This is a genomic window from Pseudomonas sp. SJZ078, from assembly GCF_007828255.1.
In the GTDB taxonomy this organism is placed as follows: Bacteria; Pseudomonadota; Gammaproteobacteria; order Pseudomonadales; family Pseudomonadaceae; genus Aquipseudomonas.
Genome location: NZ_VIUG01000006.1, coordinates 99,993 through 116,901, shown reverse-complemented (window position 1 = coordinate 116,901; position 16,909 = coordinate 99,993). Strand labels below are relative to the sequence as shown.

The following is a 16,909-nucleotide window of genomic DNA, read 5'->3' as shown; positions in this document are numbered from 1 at the left end:
CGGCGCTGGCGGCCTGCTCGAGTTCCTGGTTCTGTCGGTGCGAGCCCGTCGAGCTCTGCTCGGACAGGACCTTCATGTCTTCGGAGGCATGCGTCAGCTCATCGGCGGAGGCGTAAATACTGCGGATCGTCTTGCGCAAGCTTTGTTGCATGCTTTCCAAGGCCTTGAGCAGACGCGCCGGCTCGTCCGTCCCATGGGTAATCTGGGTCGACGTCAAATTGCCCACCGCGACCGATTCGGCCAGGGCAAGCGCGCGTCAGCGGCTGTAAGAAGCTGCGGGCCAACACCCAAGCCACGCCGCCGCCCAACACGAAAAGAACCAGGGTCAGCCCCCACATCAGCACACTGAAGTCACTCGCCACCGCATACGCCTGGCTGGCGGCCTGCTTGCTCATGCCTTCCTCAAGGTCGATCATCTGGTTGATCAGAGACAACCATTCCACGAATGCGGGACGGGCTTGAGCCATCAACAGGTCAAGGGCTTCTGGCGCACGGTCATTCATTCGAAGCGTGATCACCTGGGCAATCAACGGCAAGGTTCTCGCCTCGACGGCCTTGATCCGGGTCAACGCACTGCGCTCGTCGGAGGTGATATCGGAGCGATTTGCAAACATCTGGTCGAGCTTTTCGGCCGAGCTGGCATAGTTCTGCGCCAGGACTTTGATTTTTTCCAGCTCCGCGGGCAGCTCGGCCTTGTTGGCGATCAACAGGATATCGCGCAGAACGATCGCCCTGTCGTGCACGCTGCCCCGGAAATTGATCGCATAGCGCGCCTTAGATGTTGTTGACGTCGTTGATCTGCGAAAGGGTGTCTTTGATATAGGCAACCTGAGACGTGCTCAACCAAGTAAGCGTTGTTGCCAGCATCAGAATAAAAGCGAAACCGAAACCCAACTTGGCGCCGACATTCAGCTTGATCACGACTATTTCCTACTCGCCCCGAGGCGTTCTCAATACATTCCACCAGCATAGGGGGCGACTGAACCCGCCAACATCGGGAACGGCTGATATTTCGATAGGGCAAGGACTACTCCAATCAGAGAAGTTCCAGGTCCGTTCGCAAGGGAATCGCGACCTGCACCCGCACCCCCTGCCCCGGGGCGCTGTCCACGCTGACCGTTCCGCCGAGCATGCTTCCTCGCTCGCGCATGCCAAGCATACCGAGGCTGCGCTTGGACAGTCGCTTGGGATCGAAGCCCTTGCCGTCGTCACGCACTTCGATGAAGACGTGGTCGGCATTGCGCTGCAGATGTATCTCCACACGACTCGCCTGAGCATGACGGGCGACGTTGGTCAACGACTCCTGGATCAGGCGGAAAATGGCGGTGGCCCGCTCATCGTCGAGTTCCAATCGATCGGTAGATGCCCGCAGCGAACACGCGATGCCGGCATTGTGGGAAAACTCCGAGACCAGCCATTCGAGCGCCGGGATCAACCCCATGTCCAGCGCGGCCGGACGCAGGCTGGTGGCGACGTTACGCACCACCTGAATGATTGCGTCGATCCGTCCCATGAGCACCTGCACCCGCTCCATCAGCAGTGGCTGGCCACTGCCGAATTGCAGGCGCAACAGGGAGACTCCCATGCGTAACGCCGTGAGTTGCTGTCCCAATTCGTCATGAATTTCCCGAGCTATCCGTTTGCGCTCTTCTTCCCGTGTGCTTTCACGATAGCTGTGAAGTACACGCTCCACGTGTTTACGCTCAGTGATGTCGCGAGCGATACCCACGACTCTCTGCACGCGTCCAAACGCGTCACGTACCGGTATCAGTGTGGTGTGGAACGTGCGCAGGCCGGCAGGCAACTCGAGCTCCTCCTCTTCGTCGAGCGGCGCATCGCTGTCCACGCAGCGTTGGTATTTTGCCATGGCGGTAGCGAGTGCTTGCGGCGCCAGGGTTTGCTCGATCGTCTTGCCGATCAGTTCAGTCCGCCCCACGCCTGCGGCCGACTCAAGGGCCGGGTTGACTTCGATGAAACGCAGCCCCTCGTCGGTCACCTCGAGCAAGAACAGAGGGTCCAGGGAGTGGTCGAAAATGTCCCGGTAACGCTGCTCGCTTTCCAACAGCAATTTCTCGGCACGCTCGCGCTCTTCGGCGATGGCCGCCAGATGCCGAGCTTCACGCGTACGGTCCCGCACTTCGAGCTCAAGATGATCATGGGCGCCCTGAACCCGCTCGGCCATGCGGCCAAAGGCCCGGGCCAATTCACCCACCTCGTCGACGGACTGGGTTGGCAATTGCTCCAGACACAGGCGCTCCCTGCCTGCCCCGAACTGTCGTATTGCCGCGATCAACCGGAACAGCGGAACGGCCACCTGTTTCTGCAGAATGGAACGCAGAATGAGGATTTCCACCAGCAACGTCAGCAACCCAAGCGCCACCACGATCATCAGGTTACCGACAACAGCCGGGGTCATCAGCGCTCTAGGATAGTGGACCGCGAGCACCCAGGGTGTATCGGGAATGCGGCCCATCGCGACGATATCGTCACGGGTCTGGACGATCTGTGCATGACCCGGCATCAGCGTGGATACGACATCGAGCAATGGCAAGCTCCGAGTCATGTCGAGCGAGCGGATGGACGCCTTGCCCGCAGTGCTTTTGATCTGTTCCATGGCGTCGGGATGGTAAATCAGCGTGCCCTCATCATCGGCGATGAACAAGCTGCTGTAAGCGCCCTGCATCGCGGGTTTGGCGGTGCGCGTCATCAATTCATCCAGTAGCACATCGACGCTGGCCAGGATCTGGTGCCTGCCAGATGCATCGGCCACATCAGGCGTGGCGACGGTGGTCATCCAGGCGTTGTTGGAGAAGTCCCAATACATCCGCGTGAACAGCGTGTCGTTGCCGGGGGTGCCGAAGCCGCGCACATAGAACTCATAGGTTTCAAGTTCCAGGGCTTCCGGACCCGAGTAGGTGAATACCTTAGCGATGTCGGCGTCCTGATAGATGGGGAAACCTTTCTCAGGTACCACACCATAGAAGTTGAATAGCCGGCCGTGGCTACTTGAGCCGTATTTGTAGGACAGCAGATACGACAAGGCAAAACGCGCACGAGTATCGTCGTTGGGCGGGATGTCGGGCGCGTAGGTGGCCGACATCCTGGCGAAGCGCCGTCCATCGGCCAAGGGTTCTCCTTCGAACAAACCGGGACGCTGCGTATAAGAACCATCGTCGTGGCGATGGAAAATCCGCTCGAAGTCTTCCATCAACTTGGCTCGCATGCCGGGAAAGGCCAGGGTCTGCTTGAACTCCTCGAGAAAGTTGCGCTGCAGATCCTTGATTTCACGAAACGGCAAGGATTCGCGTTGCAGGGTTTGCTCGGTGGACAGCAGCAATTGCCCGGTCACATCCTTCTCGATCGAGGTGGAATTGACATAGTAGGAAATCGCCCCCGCGCCCAGCGACACCAGGCCGATGCGCAATGTGGCCAGCCGCAGGGCACGCGTCGTCAGCGAATGCCTATGGGGGACAACCTCGGGATTTTCTTGCGCCATCATCGATTCCTTTGCCGCCATCTTCCGATGGCAGCGATTGACCCGCCCAAGACCTGATGATCAGCGCATCTGCGCATAAGGCGTTATAGGTTCCACCGGCAACGGCAGGTTGCCCTGCCAAGGATCGAAGGTATAGCGCAAGTAAAGCAGCGCGCGGCTCGGCGCGTACTCCTCACTGTGTTGCCATGCCAGCCCACCGCCCAGCACGAGGTGGTCGGACAGACGACGCTCCACCCATCCTTGCAGACGAACGTTGGCGCCGCTGGTGCTGCTGCCGGCTTTCACCTGGCTGATATCGTCGGCAATCAGGCCCGCCTGTTCGATACCACTCAGCCATTTCGCTCCCGCGCCTTCGAGCGGATAAAGCGCACTGGCCTCGGTCCGCGCGTACGACCAGCCGAATGAACTGTCCAGGCGCACCGACCAATCGGCATTGCGCCAGGCATAATTCAACGGCACCCCCACCGAGTAGTATCGCTGGGGGCTGTAGTAACCGCCCTGCCCCAAGGTGAATTCGCTCAAATCCTTGTCATACCCCCAGTACATCAGGTTCAGACCGGAGGTCAGACGTTCGTCGGCGCGGTCGATCACGTGGTAATAGTAGCCGCCCATGGCGGAACGTCGTTGGTTATCGGCCACATTTTCGCCCCGCAACCAGTGCGCGCCGAGGCTACCCCAGAAACCATCCACGGCACTGGTGGCATGACTGACGTCAAGGCTCAGGCCATTGCTGGTAACACCGCCCCAACGCACGCCGCTGACAGGGTCGACGGCACCGGCATGGGACAGCAGCGAATCGCTCACGGGACGGCGAGACGCCGTCAGTTTCCAATTCAGGGTGCGCCAGTCACTGGCAAAGCTGACGCCGCCCAACCAATTCGAGACGGGGAATCCTTCGGCGGAATGCCCGACGTCCAAGGCCCAGTGCTCATCGTGCCAGCCGACGGCCATCGTATGGCCACGGGCGCGTTGGGTGTCGCTCCGGCAGCCGTCGGACACCACAGCCCCGCTTGCCCGGTCGCGCAAGCGGATCGCGCAGGTGCCGAACCGCTCTCGGTGCAGGCCATCGGTATCGGTGTCGAATCGGCCGGCATCGAGATCGATATTTTCCACCTGGACAAAGCCCTGGCCGGCGGCGACGGGGGCGTCGATGCGCAAAATGGAGGTCTGGGCCAGCAGGTCGGAGGTGCCCGGCGTGGTGTTGTCGGAACGCCAGGCGATGTCGTGGTAGAGATGCACGGTGGGGTTCTGCTGCTGATACAGCGCGTCGACTTCCTCGCGCAAACTGCGAGGCAACCCATCATCGCCGTCCTTTTTACGACTGGCCAGGGTCAGCGCACGGTCATCCCGTGGGCTGGCTTCGGCGTTGGTCAGCAAGCCCACTGCCGCCATCCCCCGGGCGTATTGGTCCAATGCCCGTTGCGGTTGGCGCCCGGCATTGAGCCGCGCGTCGTCGTGCAATGCATTGGCCTGCGCCAACGATCGGCGACGTTGCAACTGTTCGTTTAACTCATACATGGGCGGGCTCCAGGCCTTCGGCGCGATGCGCGCCAATGCCTGCAAAGCCTCGCTGTCTCGCCCATCGGCGCTCAGGTACAGGGCCTGGGCATAACGTGCCTCGGGATTGCTCCCTTGGCGCTGGAGCAACCGGCGCAGGCTGTCATCGGCCGCCTCCGTTTGCCCCAACGCTCGTTGTGCCTTGGCCAGCCGCAAAGCCAACCAGGGATTGTCCTCGTCGAGCGGCCGGGCCTCGAGCAAGAGGCGACTGACCTCGGCCCAATCGGACCGTTGCGTGGCGGCATCGGCCAAGGCGTTCAAGCGCGCGAGCCGCAGGCTTTGGCGCAACGTGACCAGATCCCGCGGCTGCCCAGGGGGCAAGCTGTCAAGAAATTGCTCAAGCTTTTGCGGCGACTGCTTCTGGTACAGATGCACCAGCGGCCATGTCACCGCCAGATTGTCCGGTTGCAAGCGGTGCGCCTGCAACAGCAAGGCTTCGGCGCCGATGTCATCGGCGTTGGCCTGGGCGACATCGGCCAGGCCGATCAGCGCCCTGGCGTCGTTCGGTTTCACCTTACGCGCCTGCCGGTAGGCCGTCCCGGCGGCGGCCAGGTCCTTGCGCTGCAAGGCCTTGTCACCCTGGCGCAGCCATGCCGAATAATGATCGACGGCTTTCACCACGCGTTGGCGTTTGGCCGCCGCCTGCCAGGCAGGATCAGCCAACTGTTGTTGCTGGCGCAGCAGTTGACCGGCGGCGGCGTCCTTGAGTGGCGAATCGGGATAATGAGTCAGGAAGCCCTGCCAGCCCTGAACACTCGCGAGACTGACCGGCAGGCGGCCCAGATAGTTGTATTCCTGTTCGGCCGCAGCGCTGCTTGCCAGGGGATTGCTCGCCAGGCGATGCAGGATCGCCAGGCCCTGTGCGTCTCTTTTCTGGGCGATCAACAGATTGGCCAGCACCAGTTGCAACCCGACATTTCCCGGGTACTGGCGATCCAACGCTTGCAAGTGCTCCAGGGCGATCGCTTGCTGCCCGGCCACGGCGCTGCGGACCCGCCAGTATTCAAGCGCGCTGGAAAGATCCGGCGGGGCATCGCCAAACAACTGCTGGTACGCCCCGATTGCTTCTTGTGCTTTCCCCGCCTGGGCCAACCTGCGCGCCTGACTCAGGCCTTTCTGTCCGTCCACGCTTTGCAACGTCAACAGGCTCCGGGCCTGGAGCAGTTCCTGGGAATCCGACGCCTGGCGCTGCAACCGCTCCAGCAGGCGCTCAGCCTGGGGCTGATCATGTTGCAGCAGCGCCTGGCGGATCCCGGCCACCAGCACCTGAGGCAGGTCGGGAGCGATGAGATTCAGGCGCGCCAAGGCGTCACGGACCAGGTCTTCGCGATAGAGCGCCTCGCCGACCCGCATCTGCTCCAGGAACCGTTGTTGCTGGTCAACGGGACCGGTCGACTGGGCCATGACAGGCCCGGACAACCCTGCCAACAACAGCGCCCACCTCGTTACTTTTTGCATGCGTCCGCCCAGTTCGGCAGCAGCCGCCCTTGCTTGTCGAAACGATAGCGCCGCTCGTCCCAGCCTTGTCCGAACAAGACCAGGGACTGGTTGTAATAGGCGTCGGGCGCGGGCGGCTCCTGACGCAGCCGTTCACGTTGGATCTTCAAGCTTTCGCCGCCATCAGGTGTGCCGGCGAGCATCGGCAGCATGGCCGCGGAGAAACCCACGGGGCCCGTGCCGATATCGGTGCCGGCGCGGGTATCGAGTATTTCCGGCACCGCCCCCAAGCGCTTGATCAACGCCGGCATGGGTTGGAAATGCTCGAGCAACTCCCGCCTGCCCGGTGCTTGCTCGGCCAGCATGCCGAGCCACAAGTAGACCCGGATGGCGTCGTAGCTGCCCTTGGGGCCCGTCACGCTATCGACCACCCACCCCTGCCCCGTTCGCCACGACAACCAGTCGGGGGCCAGGCCCTGGGGGGAGCCCTCGATCAGCAACCGTTGCGAATTCTCGGCAAGCTCGGCCCAGATCGGTGCCACTTGGGCAAAGCGCGCCAGCAATTGCGGCGGCAGGTAACTGGGGTTCAGGCGCCAACTGTCGGCACTCTCGAAACCCTGCCCACCCGGCAGCAACATCAGCCCCAGCCCTGGCACTTTGCGCATGCTCTGCGCCGCGCTGAGCCAGAGCATATTGAGCCCCAGTTTTTCATAGTCGGGACGTCGCCACAGCCGACCGGCTTCCAACAAACTGTAGGCGATCCACAAGTCGGCATCGCTGGCGTTGTTGGGGTCCAGCACCTTCCACTGCCCCTCCTTATCACGGCCCCATTGCCAGGCCGGCAATCGCCGAGACAAATCGCCGCCGGCCAGATTGTCCTGGGTCCAGCGCAACAACCGCTCGAAATTCACCCGATCATTGGCCACCAAAGCGAAGAACAGGCCATAGCTCTGCCCTTCCGATGTGGTGATCCGCTGATCGGTGGATGCGTCGATCACCCGCCCCTCCGGGCTCATCAACGCCTGCCGGTAACCGTCCCAGGCTGGCCAACCGCACTGCGCCGCCTTTACCGGGGCCATCACGCTCAAGGTCAACATCAACACCAGGAGCCCTCTCACGCCCATCACTCCCGTCCCGCCAGGCGCCGCCGGGCGATCCAACTGAGCGAGCGCCACAACATGAATGCAATGAGCAGCACGATCAGCACCACCGTCATCGCCAACAGCACCGGGTGTTCGGAGAGCTGAAACCAAAGCAACAGCCACCACGGCAGATGCCCGACGAAGTACTGTTCGCCGACCTGGCTGCTCTCCACGCCACTGCTGCGTAGCAGCGCTACCGAACCCGCCACGGCGTCCATCTTCGCGCCGTCGGCGAGCGTATCGCGCAGCAACTGGTAATCGGCATCGTCGTGGGCAAGCAGCGCAACGATGCTGCGCTGCTCATGGAACGGCGACTTGAGGCCGACGAATGCGGCAATCGGCGCCTGGGCCGACACCTCGACTCGATGGGCCGCTTGCTCCCTGATGTCATTGAGCTGCCCGGCGCGCGCCGACGATCCGCTCGGCATCTGGTTGGAAGGCTCCAGCAACCAATCGTTGAGTTGATTGAGCATCAGATTCGCATTCGCGCTGTCGCCAACGCCCGCGCCCAGCCCTCCCATCACCAGCAGATCGGCGTCCGTGCGGGCCGCCACGCCCCAATCATCGGACAACTGCAGGCCCAGCGCCGGCGCGCCGGAGCGCGCGCCGATGGTTGCCAGGGTTTCAAGCAAGGTGCTGATCTCTACGGCGCTGCCCTGGGTCGGCACCATGACCAGGGTTTGCGACAGGTCGGCCATGCGATTGAACGGAAACCCGCTGCGAGCAAAAGCCTTCAGGTCCGGCATGGCGATGAAATGGTGATAGCCGGACAAATCCAGCGTCGAGTTTTCATCGATCGTCGACTGATTACTGGCCGGCAAGCTCGTCTGGCAATGATCGCGTTGGGCACTGCCGATCGTGCTGGCGAAATTGAAGTCAAAACGCAGCGTGTTGCGCTCACCAACTTTCAACGCAGGCACGAACACCTTCTCGGTGGGGTTGGCCGGATCACTGGACAGCACCGCCAGCCTCAGCCCTTGCAGCTTCGAACTGTCATTGGCGGGCAATGGGAAACTGCTGATGAATTGATCGTTGAGACTGATGTTCAGCCGCGACTCATCCGTGACGACGCTGGGGGTATAGCGATAATTAAGCTTGAGGGGGATGCCCTGGCTGCGCCAGACAAACAGGTCCGGCGGCAGGTTCAAGTCGACGCTGATCGGCGCCGGCCGCAGACCGCTCGCCTGCAATTGCCCAGGGTAGCTGATCAGCTCGGCAAATCGAACCGGACGGTCGGTGCGAATCCAATTGGGTGCGTCGTAGGGTTGCCTCGGTTGCAGTTGCTGCACCTTGTCCACCGTCGCCCGCGAACCGCGCAGCAAATCGCCGCCAAGCGCCAATGCACGCGTTGCGACCAGCAGATCCTCGTCATTGCGACCGAGCACCAGCAGCACCTTGCTGTGCGGCGCGCGAGGGTTCTCGATGATTTGCAGCACCGGGGCTTGTACTTTTGGAAAACGCTCCAGGTCAGCCAGGAATGACGGGCGGTGGTCGTTGGTCGCAAAGACGATGGCTGGCGTGGTCGCCGTCCCGTCGTCGGCCTCGGGCAACTGATCGAACAGCACCGGAAAACGCATGCCTCGCCAGCCGGCCCGACTGCCGAAATATGACGCCAGGACGCCCGCTGCGCGCTGCTCGCCCAATGTCGGTGCTGCTGCGAAAACCATGCTCAACGTCGGTTTTTCCTGGCCCCGCGCGTCGAAAAACGGCAGGGGGAAATACGCCAGGTCATTTTTCAGCGACAGCGCCTGTTCATGCAGTTCTATCTCGCTGCGGCGCCCGATATTGACCCATAACGCATTGTTGGCTGGGTCTTCGCAAATGTCCGTGTAATGGCCGATGAACTCCAGGCGCACCCGATTGAAATCGGTGATCAACAGCGGGTCGAGGGCCACATCGCGGAAGGTCTTGCGCCCGAGTTGGTCTTTTTCGATGGGCAGTGCGCTGACAAGCACGTCATTAAGATAGACCCGCAGATGGGACAGCACCGGCAGCAATGCCGGCGACGGGGTGTATTCCAGCCGCAACCTGGCGTCACTGGCGATGCGGTCGCGGCGCAACGAGAACTCGATCTGCTCACTGTCATGAATGCCCAGCAATAAGTTGTCGCCGGGTTGTCCCAACTGGCCGAAGCTGTAGGTATTGCTCCAGCTTGGGACCGGCCCAAGCTCTGGTGGCGCGCCTACCACAGGCGATACCAGGCCTTGGGCCTGCGCCTCACCAATGGCCAGCAGCGCCAGGCCGGCAACCAGGGATCTACGGAAATAGCGACTCATGATGGGCTCACAGAACGAGAGGTAGACGAGAAGAATGAAGACGGCATCCGCGGCAGATAACTCAACAGCCATCCCACCAGCCGCAACGGCGGACCGGCCACACGGCGGACCCACAACGGCAGGAACTGATAAAGCTGGAAATAGCCCTTGGTACCGAGTTTGAAGATTTCGATCAGGCTGTGCAGCGGCCTGTCCGGCACATAGTTCTCACCCCAGTTCAACCAGGCATCGGCACGGGCAAAGGTGCACTGCACGAAATCGATCTTTTGCCGGGTAGAGAGATGGGCGAAGTTGATGCCTACAAATTGCTTGTGGCTGCGGCTGACCAGGCCGGGGAACATGAATTCCCGCTTGTCACGCTGCATCAGCAACGAAATGCGACCACCGACCGGTAGCGCCAGCGGCACATCGATTTCCACACCGACACCGCCATCGGAATAGTCCACCAGCGTGCCAGGGTACGAGTGGCCACTGTCCAGCCGCACCGCGACAGGCAACCGGGTCTGGACCCGGTGCGTCTGGCGCACCTGGCGAACCTCGGCAGCCACCGCCACCGCGGCGCCGAGGATCAGCAGGTTGTAGATGACCCACAGCGAACTCACTAGCACCGTACCGATTTCATTGGCCGGCCCAGTGGACAAACGCCAACAGGCAAAACCCAATCCGATGATGTTCAGCCCCGCCAGGACCAGGTAGGGCCGGGCGATTTTCCAGTCGAACCGGTTGTGCTCCATCAGCCCGCCCTTGGCGGTGACATTGAAGGAGCCCTTGTTCGGGCTGAACAATGCCACCGTGGTCGGGCGGGCGATGTACCAGGCCAGGACGGTTTCGTAGACCTCGCCCCAGAACGTCTGTCGAAAGCGACCCTGCATGCGCGAATTGGTCAGGCTGGCATGAATCATCGGCGGCAATACATACAGCAGGATCATCATTGCCGGGGCATAGATGATGTAGACATGCAGCAGTAGGAAAGCCAGGGGCGCGCTCAGGAATACCAGCCGCGGCAAGCCGGCGAGAAAGTGCATCATTGCGTTCGCATAGCAGATCCGCTGGAAGAACGTCAGGCCCTTGCCCAACAGCGGGTTGTCGGTACGAAAAATCTGCGCCATGCCCCGGGCCCAGCGAATGCGCTGGCCGATGTGGGCGGACAAGCTTTCCGTTGCCAGGCCGGCGGCCTGGGGAATGCGCACGTAGGCCGAATTCCAACCGCGGCGGTGCAGGCGCAAGGCGGTATGAGCGTCTTCGGTCACGGTTTCCACCGCGAACCCGCCGATCTCATCCAGCGCCGAACGCCGCAGGACGGCGCAAGAACCGCAGAAGAACGCCGCGTTCCACATGTCATTGCCGTCCTGGATCAAGCCATAGAACAGCTCACCTTCGTTCGGCCGGTTGCGGAATACCGCGAGGTTGCGTTCGAAGGGATCGGCCGATAAAAAGTGGTGAGGTGTCTGCACCAGCGCCAATTTCGGATCGCGCAGGAACCAACCCACCGTCAGTTGCAGGAAGGACCGCACCGGCATGTGGTCGCAATCGAATATCGCAACCAGTTCACCGTCTATGCGGCCCAAAGCGTGGTTGAGATTGCCGGCCTTGGCGTGGCGATTGTCCGGACGAATGATGTAGCCGACCCCCACCTCGGCGGCGAACTGGCGGAAGGTTTCGCGCTTGCCGTCATCCAGCAGATATATCCGTAGTTTGTCCTCCGGCCAGTCAATGCCCAGAGCCGCATAAACCGTGCCCCGCACGACCGAGAGGTCCTCGTTGTAGGTAGGAATCAATAGATCGACCGTCGGCCAACGGCGGGTATCGTCCGGCAACTGCGCCGGGTCGCGGTTCAGCGGCCAGCAGGTCTGGATGTAGCCAAAGATCAGCACGATCCAGGAGTAGGTTTCCGCCGCCAGCAATCCCAGGCCGCAGGCCAGGTCCAGGGGTTGATCCCAATTCAACGTCGAGGTGTAGCGCCACCACAGGTAACGGCAGGAAACGATGACGGACAGCACTACCATCAGCAACGTCGCAAACCTTCCGGGAATACCCCGCACCAGGAGTGCCAGGCCCCAGAGCAAAAGCCCGAAGACCAGTTGTTCCACGTAACCGAACGGCTCGGTGATGCACAACAGTGTCAGCAAAATCAATTGGATGAATAGAAAACCACCGAGCAGCCATTGGCGGTGCCGCTCCAGGCCTTTCCACCAATGGACACCTTGAGTGATGCGAGAGTGGTCACGAATGCGTCGAGTTTGTTGCTCAAGCGTTTTGCTCAGCCGTTCCCACCACGCTCGATGGAACGCAGAGGCTCGCGACCACCATTGATAGGCGCTTGAACGCTGCTCTGGCGTGACGGGGTATACCAACAGTAACCACAGGCTCTGCAGGGCATAACGCAACGGGTCGCCGATGCTTGGCGTCTTGCCGGCCAACTGTGGATACCAGCGTTCTCGATGGTCCAGCAACTGTCGCCAGGCGGGCGATTCCAGGCGCAATATCGTCCAGGCCAGGAGACTCCACAGGGCCAGCAACAGCGCAACCAGTGGCGGACAATCATGTTCACCACGCAATTGCCCATAGGGGAACCAACGTGCGATCACCTCAGTTCACCTTGGTGCGCCTGGCACCAGACCGCCAGGCTCAGTACGTCCTGGGCCACCAGGCTGTCCGGCGCATAGCGTCCCACCGGCTGCTTGCTGGCCAGCGCTTCACGCATCGCTTCATCGCTGTGCACCGTTATCGGCAACAGCCGCGCATCGTAGTGTTGACGCCAGATCAACGCCAGATCGCGTTGAATCTGGCTGGCCGGATCAAAACGATTGAGCAACAGGCTGTCCGCCCTCTCCTCCTCCTGCTGTTGCAGCAACACGTGACACGCTGCATCGGCTTCGACGATCTGAATCTGCAACTGGCACGACACAGCGTTATCCTGCCACGGCGAGCGCCGCGGCAAATCGAACAGGATCCAATCGAAATGCTCCGCCAAGACGTTCATACGTCGAGCCCAAAGTCCAGGCCGCTGGTCCAACGCTTGCGCCAGGCGCGCCCGGTCGGTCCCGATGAGACGACCATGGGGCAGCACACTCAAATTCGGCGCAAGACTCCACACCTGGTCAGTCCAGTCCTGACCATCGAGCAAGGCTCGGGCCCATCCGCCGGTTTGCGTGACGGCAAGGTTGAAGTGCAGGCACAGCAGATTCTCCGGGCACATGTCCACCAGCAGTACGCGCTGCTCCAGGGTGTGCAGGGCATAACCGAGCGCCGCCAGCAACGAACTGCTGCCGGTGCCACCACGTATCCCGTACAATCCCAACGAAATCATGCGGTCACCTGTGGCTCGTCGCGACGTACCAACGAGACCCGCGTGCCCGGCGCGTGCTGCGCCTGTTCCAACTCGGCGAACAAGGGCCAGCGCTCCACGGCGTGGCGCAGCTCCCTCTGGAGCGACACGTCGACGTACTTCAGGGCGGGCAATTGCAGTTCCACCTTCAATCGCGCGATGTCATCGGCCCGCTCGGTGCGCAACATCAGCCTGGCGCTCATTGGGACACCGGACGATAAGGAAGCCATGGGTCTTTCTCCGTGATCCGTACATAAGGCGTTGCGGCGTAATCGAGAACGGTGCTGCCTTCACTTTCGGAAACCAGCCGGGCCTGGGCCAGGCCTGCCAGCAGCGGTTGCCAGTCTGGCTGTTCGTCCCCTGCGGGTGATGGCGCCCCGTACAACCGGTCAATGAGCTGAGCCACGGCCAGGTAGCTACTCGGTTCGCTGACATGCAACGGCATGGACCGAGGATTGCGCCCCATGCCGATCAACTTGATGCCGACAGGTACTTGGGTGATGGATGGGCTGGGTATCTCGTGCATGCCTGGGAACTGCATGCGATCGCCGCGCAGGGCCGCACCGTGGTTCGGCACCATCACCACGACCACTCGACGACCACTGAGCTCCAGTTGCTCGATAAACCCGCTAAGGTCATCGAGCAGGACCTGCGCTCTTGTCTTGTAGTCGGCACGTTGGAGTTTGCCATCGGCCGCCATGACATGATTGCCCTCGTGCAGAGTCAGCGTGTTATAGAACAGCGCCACCCGCGCCTGAGGCTGCGTCTGACGGTGTTTCCACCAGTCGCCCAGCACCTCGCGATCACGCCACACCGGCAAGCCGTCCGGCCCGGACAGCATGGGCTGCCAATGGTCGGTATCCAAGTCCGGCTCCGGCAGCGAACCCAAGGTTTGCACGGCATTCAGAAAACCCGCGAAACGCCCCGTGTGGTTGAGCAACGTCTGGCCGACGAAACCCTGCTTGCCCAGCTCATCGAACAGCAGGCAAGACTCCGGCGCCGGAACGAACAAGTCACGGCGAGCTGGCTGCCCACACCCGGCACGCAGCAGCCGAAGCGCCGCCGGGACCTGGTCGGAAGCGGCCGAGTTGAAGTGGTCGAACAGCACATCCATCTGGCGCAGCAGCAGGTGGTCGCGCAAACCGACGGCATCCAGATCGTCCCAGGACATGGAATCGATGTTGATCAGTAACAAGTCAAAAGGCTGAGCGGCAGCCGTCGCAGGCAGGAACGAAACTCGTCGATCGGCCTCCGTGTCGTAAAACTGCTTCAGATAAACGTCGATAGCCTCGCTGGAGGGGGCGGCCTTGTCTGCCGGGGCAAGAGCGCGGGTCAAGCTTACTCCGTGGGTGAGCGGCAACACCGACGGATGGGTAACACTCAACCACGCCAGGCCCGCCAGGCTCAGCGTCGTCAGGCGCAGCCAAGGCTGGACGAACTGGTACGCCATCACCACCACCAGCAGCCAACCACAAAGGCTCCAGTCGACCAGGCTCCCGGCCAATGTCAAAAGATGACCGGAGGAAAAATCCATCACCAAAGGCCACTCGCCCCATTCATCCAGAGGTGGCAGCCAGGTGTCTCGATAGAACAGCGCCATGGCCAGCGGCACAGCTAGCAATCGACGGATGACAACAGTGGAGTGCTTGCGCAAGGGAATCAGCAAAAAAGCCACGAACAACAGGTTGGGCAATACCTGGATGTTCAGATAACCGCCCCACTGCAACGCGAACTTGAGGATGAAATACAGATTCCAGTGCCCCAGGCCGGGCCAGACCCGCGCCGTGCTCGCGCCAGTCACCGGTTCTAACTTACTCATGGGACGCCTCCGTGACCGCTGGCGGGCAAGCGCGCCGAGGCGAGCGGCGGGGTTTCAGATAGCGGGGTGGCAGCAAGGACTGGAGCAATGCTTGCCCCTGACGCCAAACGCTGCGCAACAGCCACACACATGCCAGCGTCAACAGACTGCTCACGGCAATCAATTGGAACAACTCAAAAAGATTCATTCACAGGCATCCGCGATGGCCAGCGTGATCCGCTGTGGTGTGTAGGCACCCAACTGTGCTTGCGTGCGCAGCGGTGTGCCGGTGCGATCCGGGGCCAGACGCAACGTCTGCGGCAGACCGACTGCATTGCTGAACGCGTCATACGGCAAGTCATCGAATTCGGCGAGAGCCTGGCAATCGCTGAACAGGTTGCGCCACGACAGACGACAGATATTGCCCAACGCCGCTTCCAGGCCATCGCTACGACAAGCGAATAGAAATAGATAGAAAACCCCATCCACCACGGTGGCGACGTCGCCGAACCGGCGCAGGCTTAACTGGTACAGACAATGCTCCATCGTCAATGCCGGGCGCGGGTGCAGCCGCAATAACTGGTGCTCGACTTCACCGGCAGCACCGCCATAAATCTGCTCCAGCGCCGACAAAAACTCCCGGGGTGCCAACAGGCCTCGCATCTTCGGCGCGCGCAGACGTTCGATGAGCGACTCCAGGTCACCACTCAGGCGACCGCGTCTCCAGACCTGCCCCTGTACACTGTCCAACAGGCTGAAGAATCGGGATAACGCGATGCCGAAAGGCACGATGATATTCGCCCCACACGACATCAACAGACGCTCGTCGCGATATCGCAGGCAGGGCTCCATTTCCCGGATAACGATTTTCAACGCCGTACCGCAACGCTCGCGCAGCTCGTACAATTCCCGCGCCAGTACTTCCACCTGCTGATCACTGTCGACAGCCACGATAACGCTCGCGGCTCGGGCCAGGGCCGCCGCTTCCAGCAGGTCGACGCGCCGTTCGAATAGACGCCAGTGTTCCGACAGCGCCGTGGCACCTTCCAGCACGATGCGCTGGGCAAGATAAATGCGCTGGTCATCGGTGCGTGTCGGTAGCGCAACGGCCTGTTCGGTCCGAGCCAGACTGAAACCCGTGGCTTGCAGATCGAGTTCGTACGCCTGGGCCCCACAGACGCCTCGCTCGTTGAGCCAAAAGTGCGACTGATAGTGGATAACGCCGTCTCGCCGATACAACTGCGCCAGACCGGACAGATGCTCATTGAGACGAACCAGCTCGGAATGCAGGTCGGGGGCCTCACCATGGCACAGCACCAAGAGCGTGCAACGTTGTTCGCGCAACCAGCGCCTCACCGTGCTGCACCACTGCCGCAACTGCACCGCATCAAAGGCCTGCCAGCCACCGGCCGGCAGCATCAACAACACGAGGCTGCCCGGCACCGTTGCAGCGCGCGTCAACTCGCCGGGCAGCGACTTGAGCGCCCGGCGGATGGAGGTCTTGGACACTTCAAAAACCCGCAACTCATCGGGACCGGACCGTTCGCCCAAGGCGCTTATCATTTGATCGGGGTGATGGCCGCACCAGACCAGACTCGCCCGGTACTGCTCGGGCAAGGCCGCCAGACTCTGGAGCGCCAACGCTTCGACATCGCGGACACGGTCGACAGCCACCCAGTACAGTCCTCCTTGACGCATCAACAACTGCTCCTCCGGCAGATCCCGGATTACCAAGGAAACCTGACTCAAGCGCACGCCCCTCCCCTTACAAGTGATGAACGCATGACGGGGCATTCCGAATGCCATGGATCAACACCCAGGCAATCGGTCAAGGCAACGCAGCGACAAACACGATCACCGTTCAGCTTCGGAAGC

Annotated in this window: 12 protein-coding genes; all 12 read right to left on the bottom strand. The window is 61.6% G+C overall.

The window, feature by feature from the left end:
- Nucleotides 1-98: 98 nt before the first annotated feature.
- A complete protein-coding gene (locus tag FBY02_RS28335; RefSeq protein WP_256662493.1) occupies nt 99-707 on the bottom strand; it encodes a hypothetical protein in 609 nt (202 codons plus the stop codon).
- A 67-nt stretch (nt 708-774) separates the two neighbouring features.
- The gene (locus tag FBY02_RS28330) at nt 775-921 is read right to left on the bottom strand and encodes a hypothetical protein (protein WP_256662494.1); all 147 of its coding nucleotides are present in this window, start codon (nt 919-921) and stop codon (nt 775-777) included.
- Between the two features lie 115 nt (nt 922-1,036).
- Nucleotides 1,037-3,499 (bottom strand): PAS domain-containing protein, encoded by a 2,463-nt coding sequence (locus FBY02_RS08375; protein ID WP_145245762.1) that lies wholly within the window; start codon nt 3,497-3,499, stop codon nt 1,037-1,039.
- A 57-nt stretch (nt 3,500-3,556) separates the two neighbouring features.
- On the bottom strand, nt 3,557-6,511 hold the full coding sequence (locus FBY02_RS08370) for a cellulose synthase subunit BcsC-related outer membrane protein (RefSeq protein ID WP_144925875.1): 2,955 nt from the start codon (nt 6,509-6,511) through the stop codon (nt 3,557-3,559).
- Nucleotides 6,499-7,614 (bottom strand): cellulose synthase complex periplasmic endoglucanase BcsZ, encoded by a 1,116-nt coding sequence (gene bcsZ / locus FBY02_RS08365; protein ID WP_144925872.1) that lies wholly within the window; start codon nt 7,612-7,614, stop codon nt 6,499-6,501. The genes FBY02_RS08370 and bcsZ overlap by 13 nt, the downstream gene beginning before the upstream one ends.
- Nucleotides 7,614-9,908 carry a cellulose biosynthesis cyclic di-GMP-binding regulatory protein BcsB gene (gene bcsB / locus FBY02_RS08360; RefSeq protein ID WP_144925869.1) on the bottom strand — a complete coding sequence of 765 codons (2,295 nt, stop codon included), beginning with the start codon at nt 9,906-9,908 and terminating at the stop codon, nt 7,614-7,616. Before bcsB ends, bcsZ begins: the two co-directional genes overlap by 1 nt.
- Entirely contained in the window at nt 9,905-12,496 is a 2,592-nt protein-coding gene (bcsA, locus tag FBY02_RS08355) for a UDP-forming cellulose synthase catalytic subunit (RefSeq protein ID WP_144925866.1), read from the bottom strand. Before bcsA ends, bcsB begins: the two co-directional genes overlap by 4 nt.
- Nucleotides 12,493-13,218 (bottom strand): cellulose biosynthesis protein BcsQ, encoded by a 726-nt coding sequence (gene bcsQ / locus FBY02_RS08350; RefSeq protein WP_144925863.1) that lies wholly within the window; start codon nt 13,216-13,218, stop codon nt 12,493-12,495. Before bcsQ ends, bcsA begins: the two co-directional genes overlap by 4 nt.
- Nucleotides 13,215-13,439 (bottom strand): cellulose biosynthesis protein BcsR, encoded by a 225-nt coding sequence (bcsR, locus tag FBY02_RS08345; RefSeq protein ID WP_256662495.1) that lies wholly within the window; start codon nt 13,437-13,439, stop codon nt 13,215-13,217. Before bcsR ends, bcsQ begins: the two co-directional genes overlap by 4 nt.
- On the bottom strand, nt 13,436-15,055 hold the full coding sequence (gene bcsG / locus FBY02_RS08340) for a cellulose biosynthesis protein BcsG (RefSeq protein ID WP_144925857.1): 1,620 nt from the start codon (nt 15,053-15,055) through the stop codon (nt 13,436-13,438). The genes bcsR and bcsG overlap by 4 nt, the downstream gene beginning before the upstream one ends.
- A complete protein-coding gene (gene bcsF, locus FBY02_RS28705) occupies nt 15,048-15,242 on the bottom strand; it encodes a cellulose biosynthesis protein BcsF (RefSeq protein ID WP_144925854.1) in 195 nt (64 codons plus the stop codon). Before bcsF ends, bcsG begins: the two co-directional genes overlap by 8 nt.
- A complete protein-coding gene (gene bcsE / locus FBY02_RS08330) occupies nt 15,239-16,828 on the bottom strand; it encodes a cellulose biosynthesis protein BcsE (RefSeq protein ID WP_256662504.1) in 1,590 nt (529 codons plus the stop codon). The genes bcsF and bcsE overlap by 4 nt, the downstream gene beginning before the upstream one ends.
- Nucleotides 16,829-16,909: the final 81 nt, after the last annotated feature.

What these genes read in the sequence shown, in the direction of transcription:
- FBY02_RS08375 (WP_145245762.1), bottom strand. Translation starts at nt 3,499, where the DNA reads ATGATGGCGCAAGAAAATCCCGAGGTTGTCCCCCATAGGCATTCGCTG.
- FBY02_RS08370 (WP_144925875.1), bottom strand. Translation starts at nt 6,511, where the DNA reads ATGCAAAAAGTAACGAGGTGGGCGCTGTTGTTGGCAGGGTTGTCCGGG.
- bcsZ (WP_144925872.1), bottom strand. Translation starts at nt 7,614, where the DNA reads ATGGGCGTGAGAGGGCTCCTGGTGTTGATGTTGACCTTGAGCGTGATG.
- bcsB (WP_144925869.1), bottom strand. Translation starts at nt 9,908, where the DNA reads ATGAGTCGCTATTTCCGTAGATCCCTGGTTGCCGGCCTGGCGCTGCTG.
- bcsQ (WP_144925863.1), bottom strand. Translation starts at nt 13,218, where the DNA reads ATGATTTCGTTGGGATTGTACGGGATACGTGGTGGCACCGGCAGCAGT.
- bcsR (WP_256662495.1), bottom strand. Translation starts at nt 13,439, where the DNA reads ATGAGCGCCAGGCTGATGTTGCGCACCGAGCGGGCCGATGACATCGCG.
- bcsG (WP_144925857.1), bottom strand. Translation starts at nt 15,055, where the DNA reads ATGAGTAAGTTAGAACCGGTGACTGGCGCGAGCACGGCGCGGGTCTGG.
- bcsF (WP_144925854.1), bottom strand. Translation starts at nt 15,242, where the DNA reads ATGAATCTTTTTGAGTTGTTCCAATTGATTGCCGTGAGCAGTCTGTTG.
- bcsE (WP_256662504.1), bottom strand. Translation starts at nt 16,828, where the DNA reads ATGCCCCGTCATGCGTTCATCACTTGTAAGGGGAGGGGCGTGCGCTTG.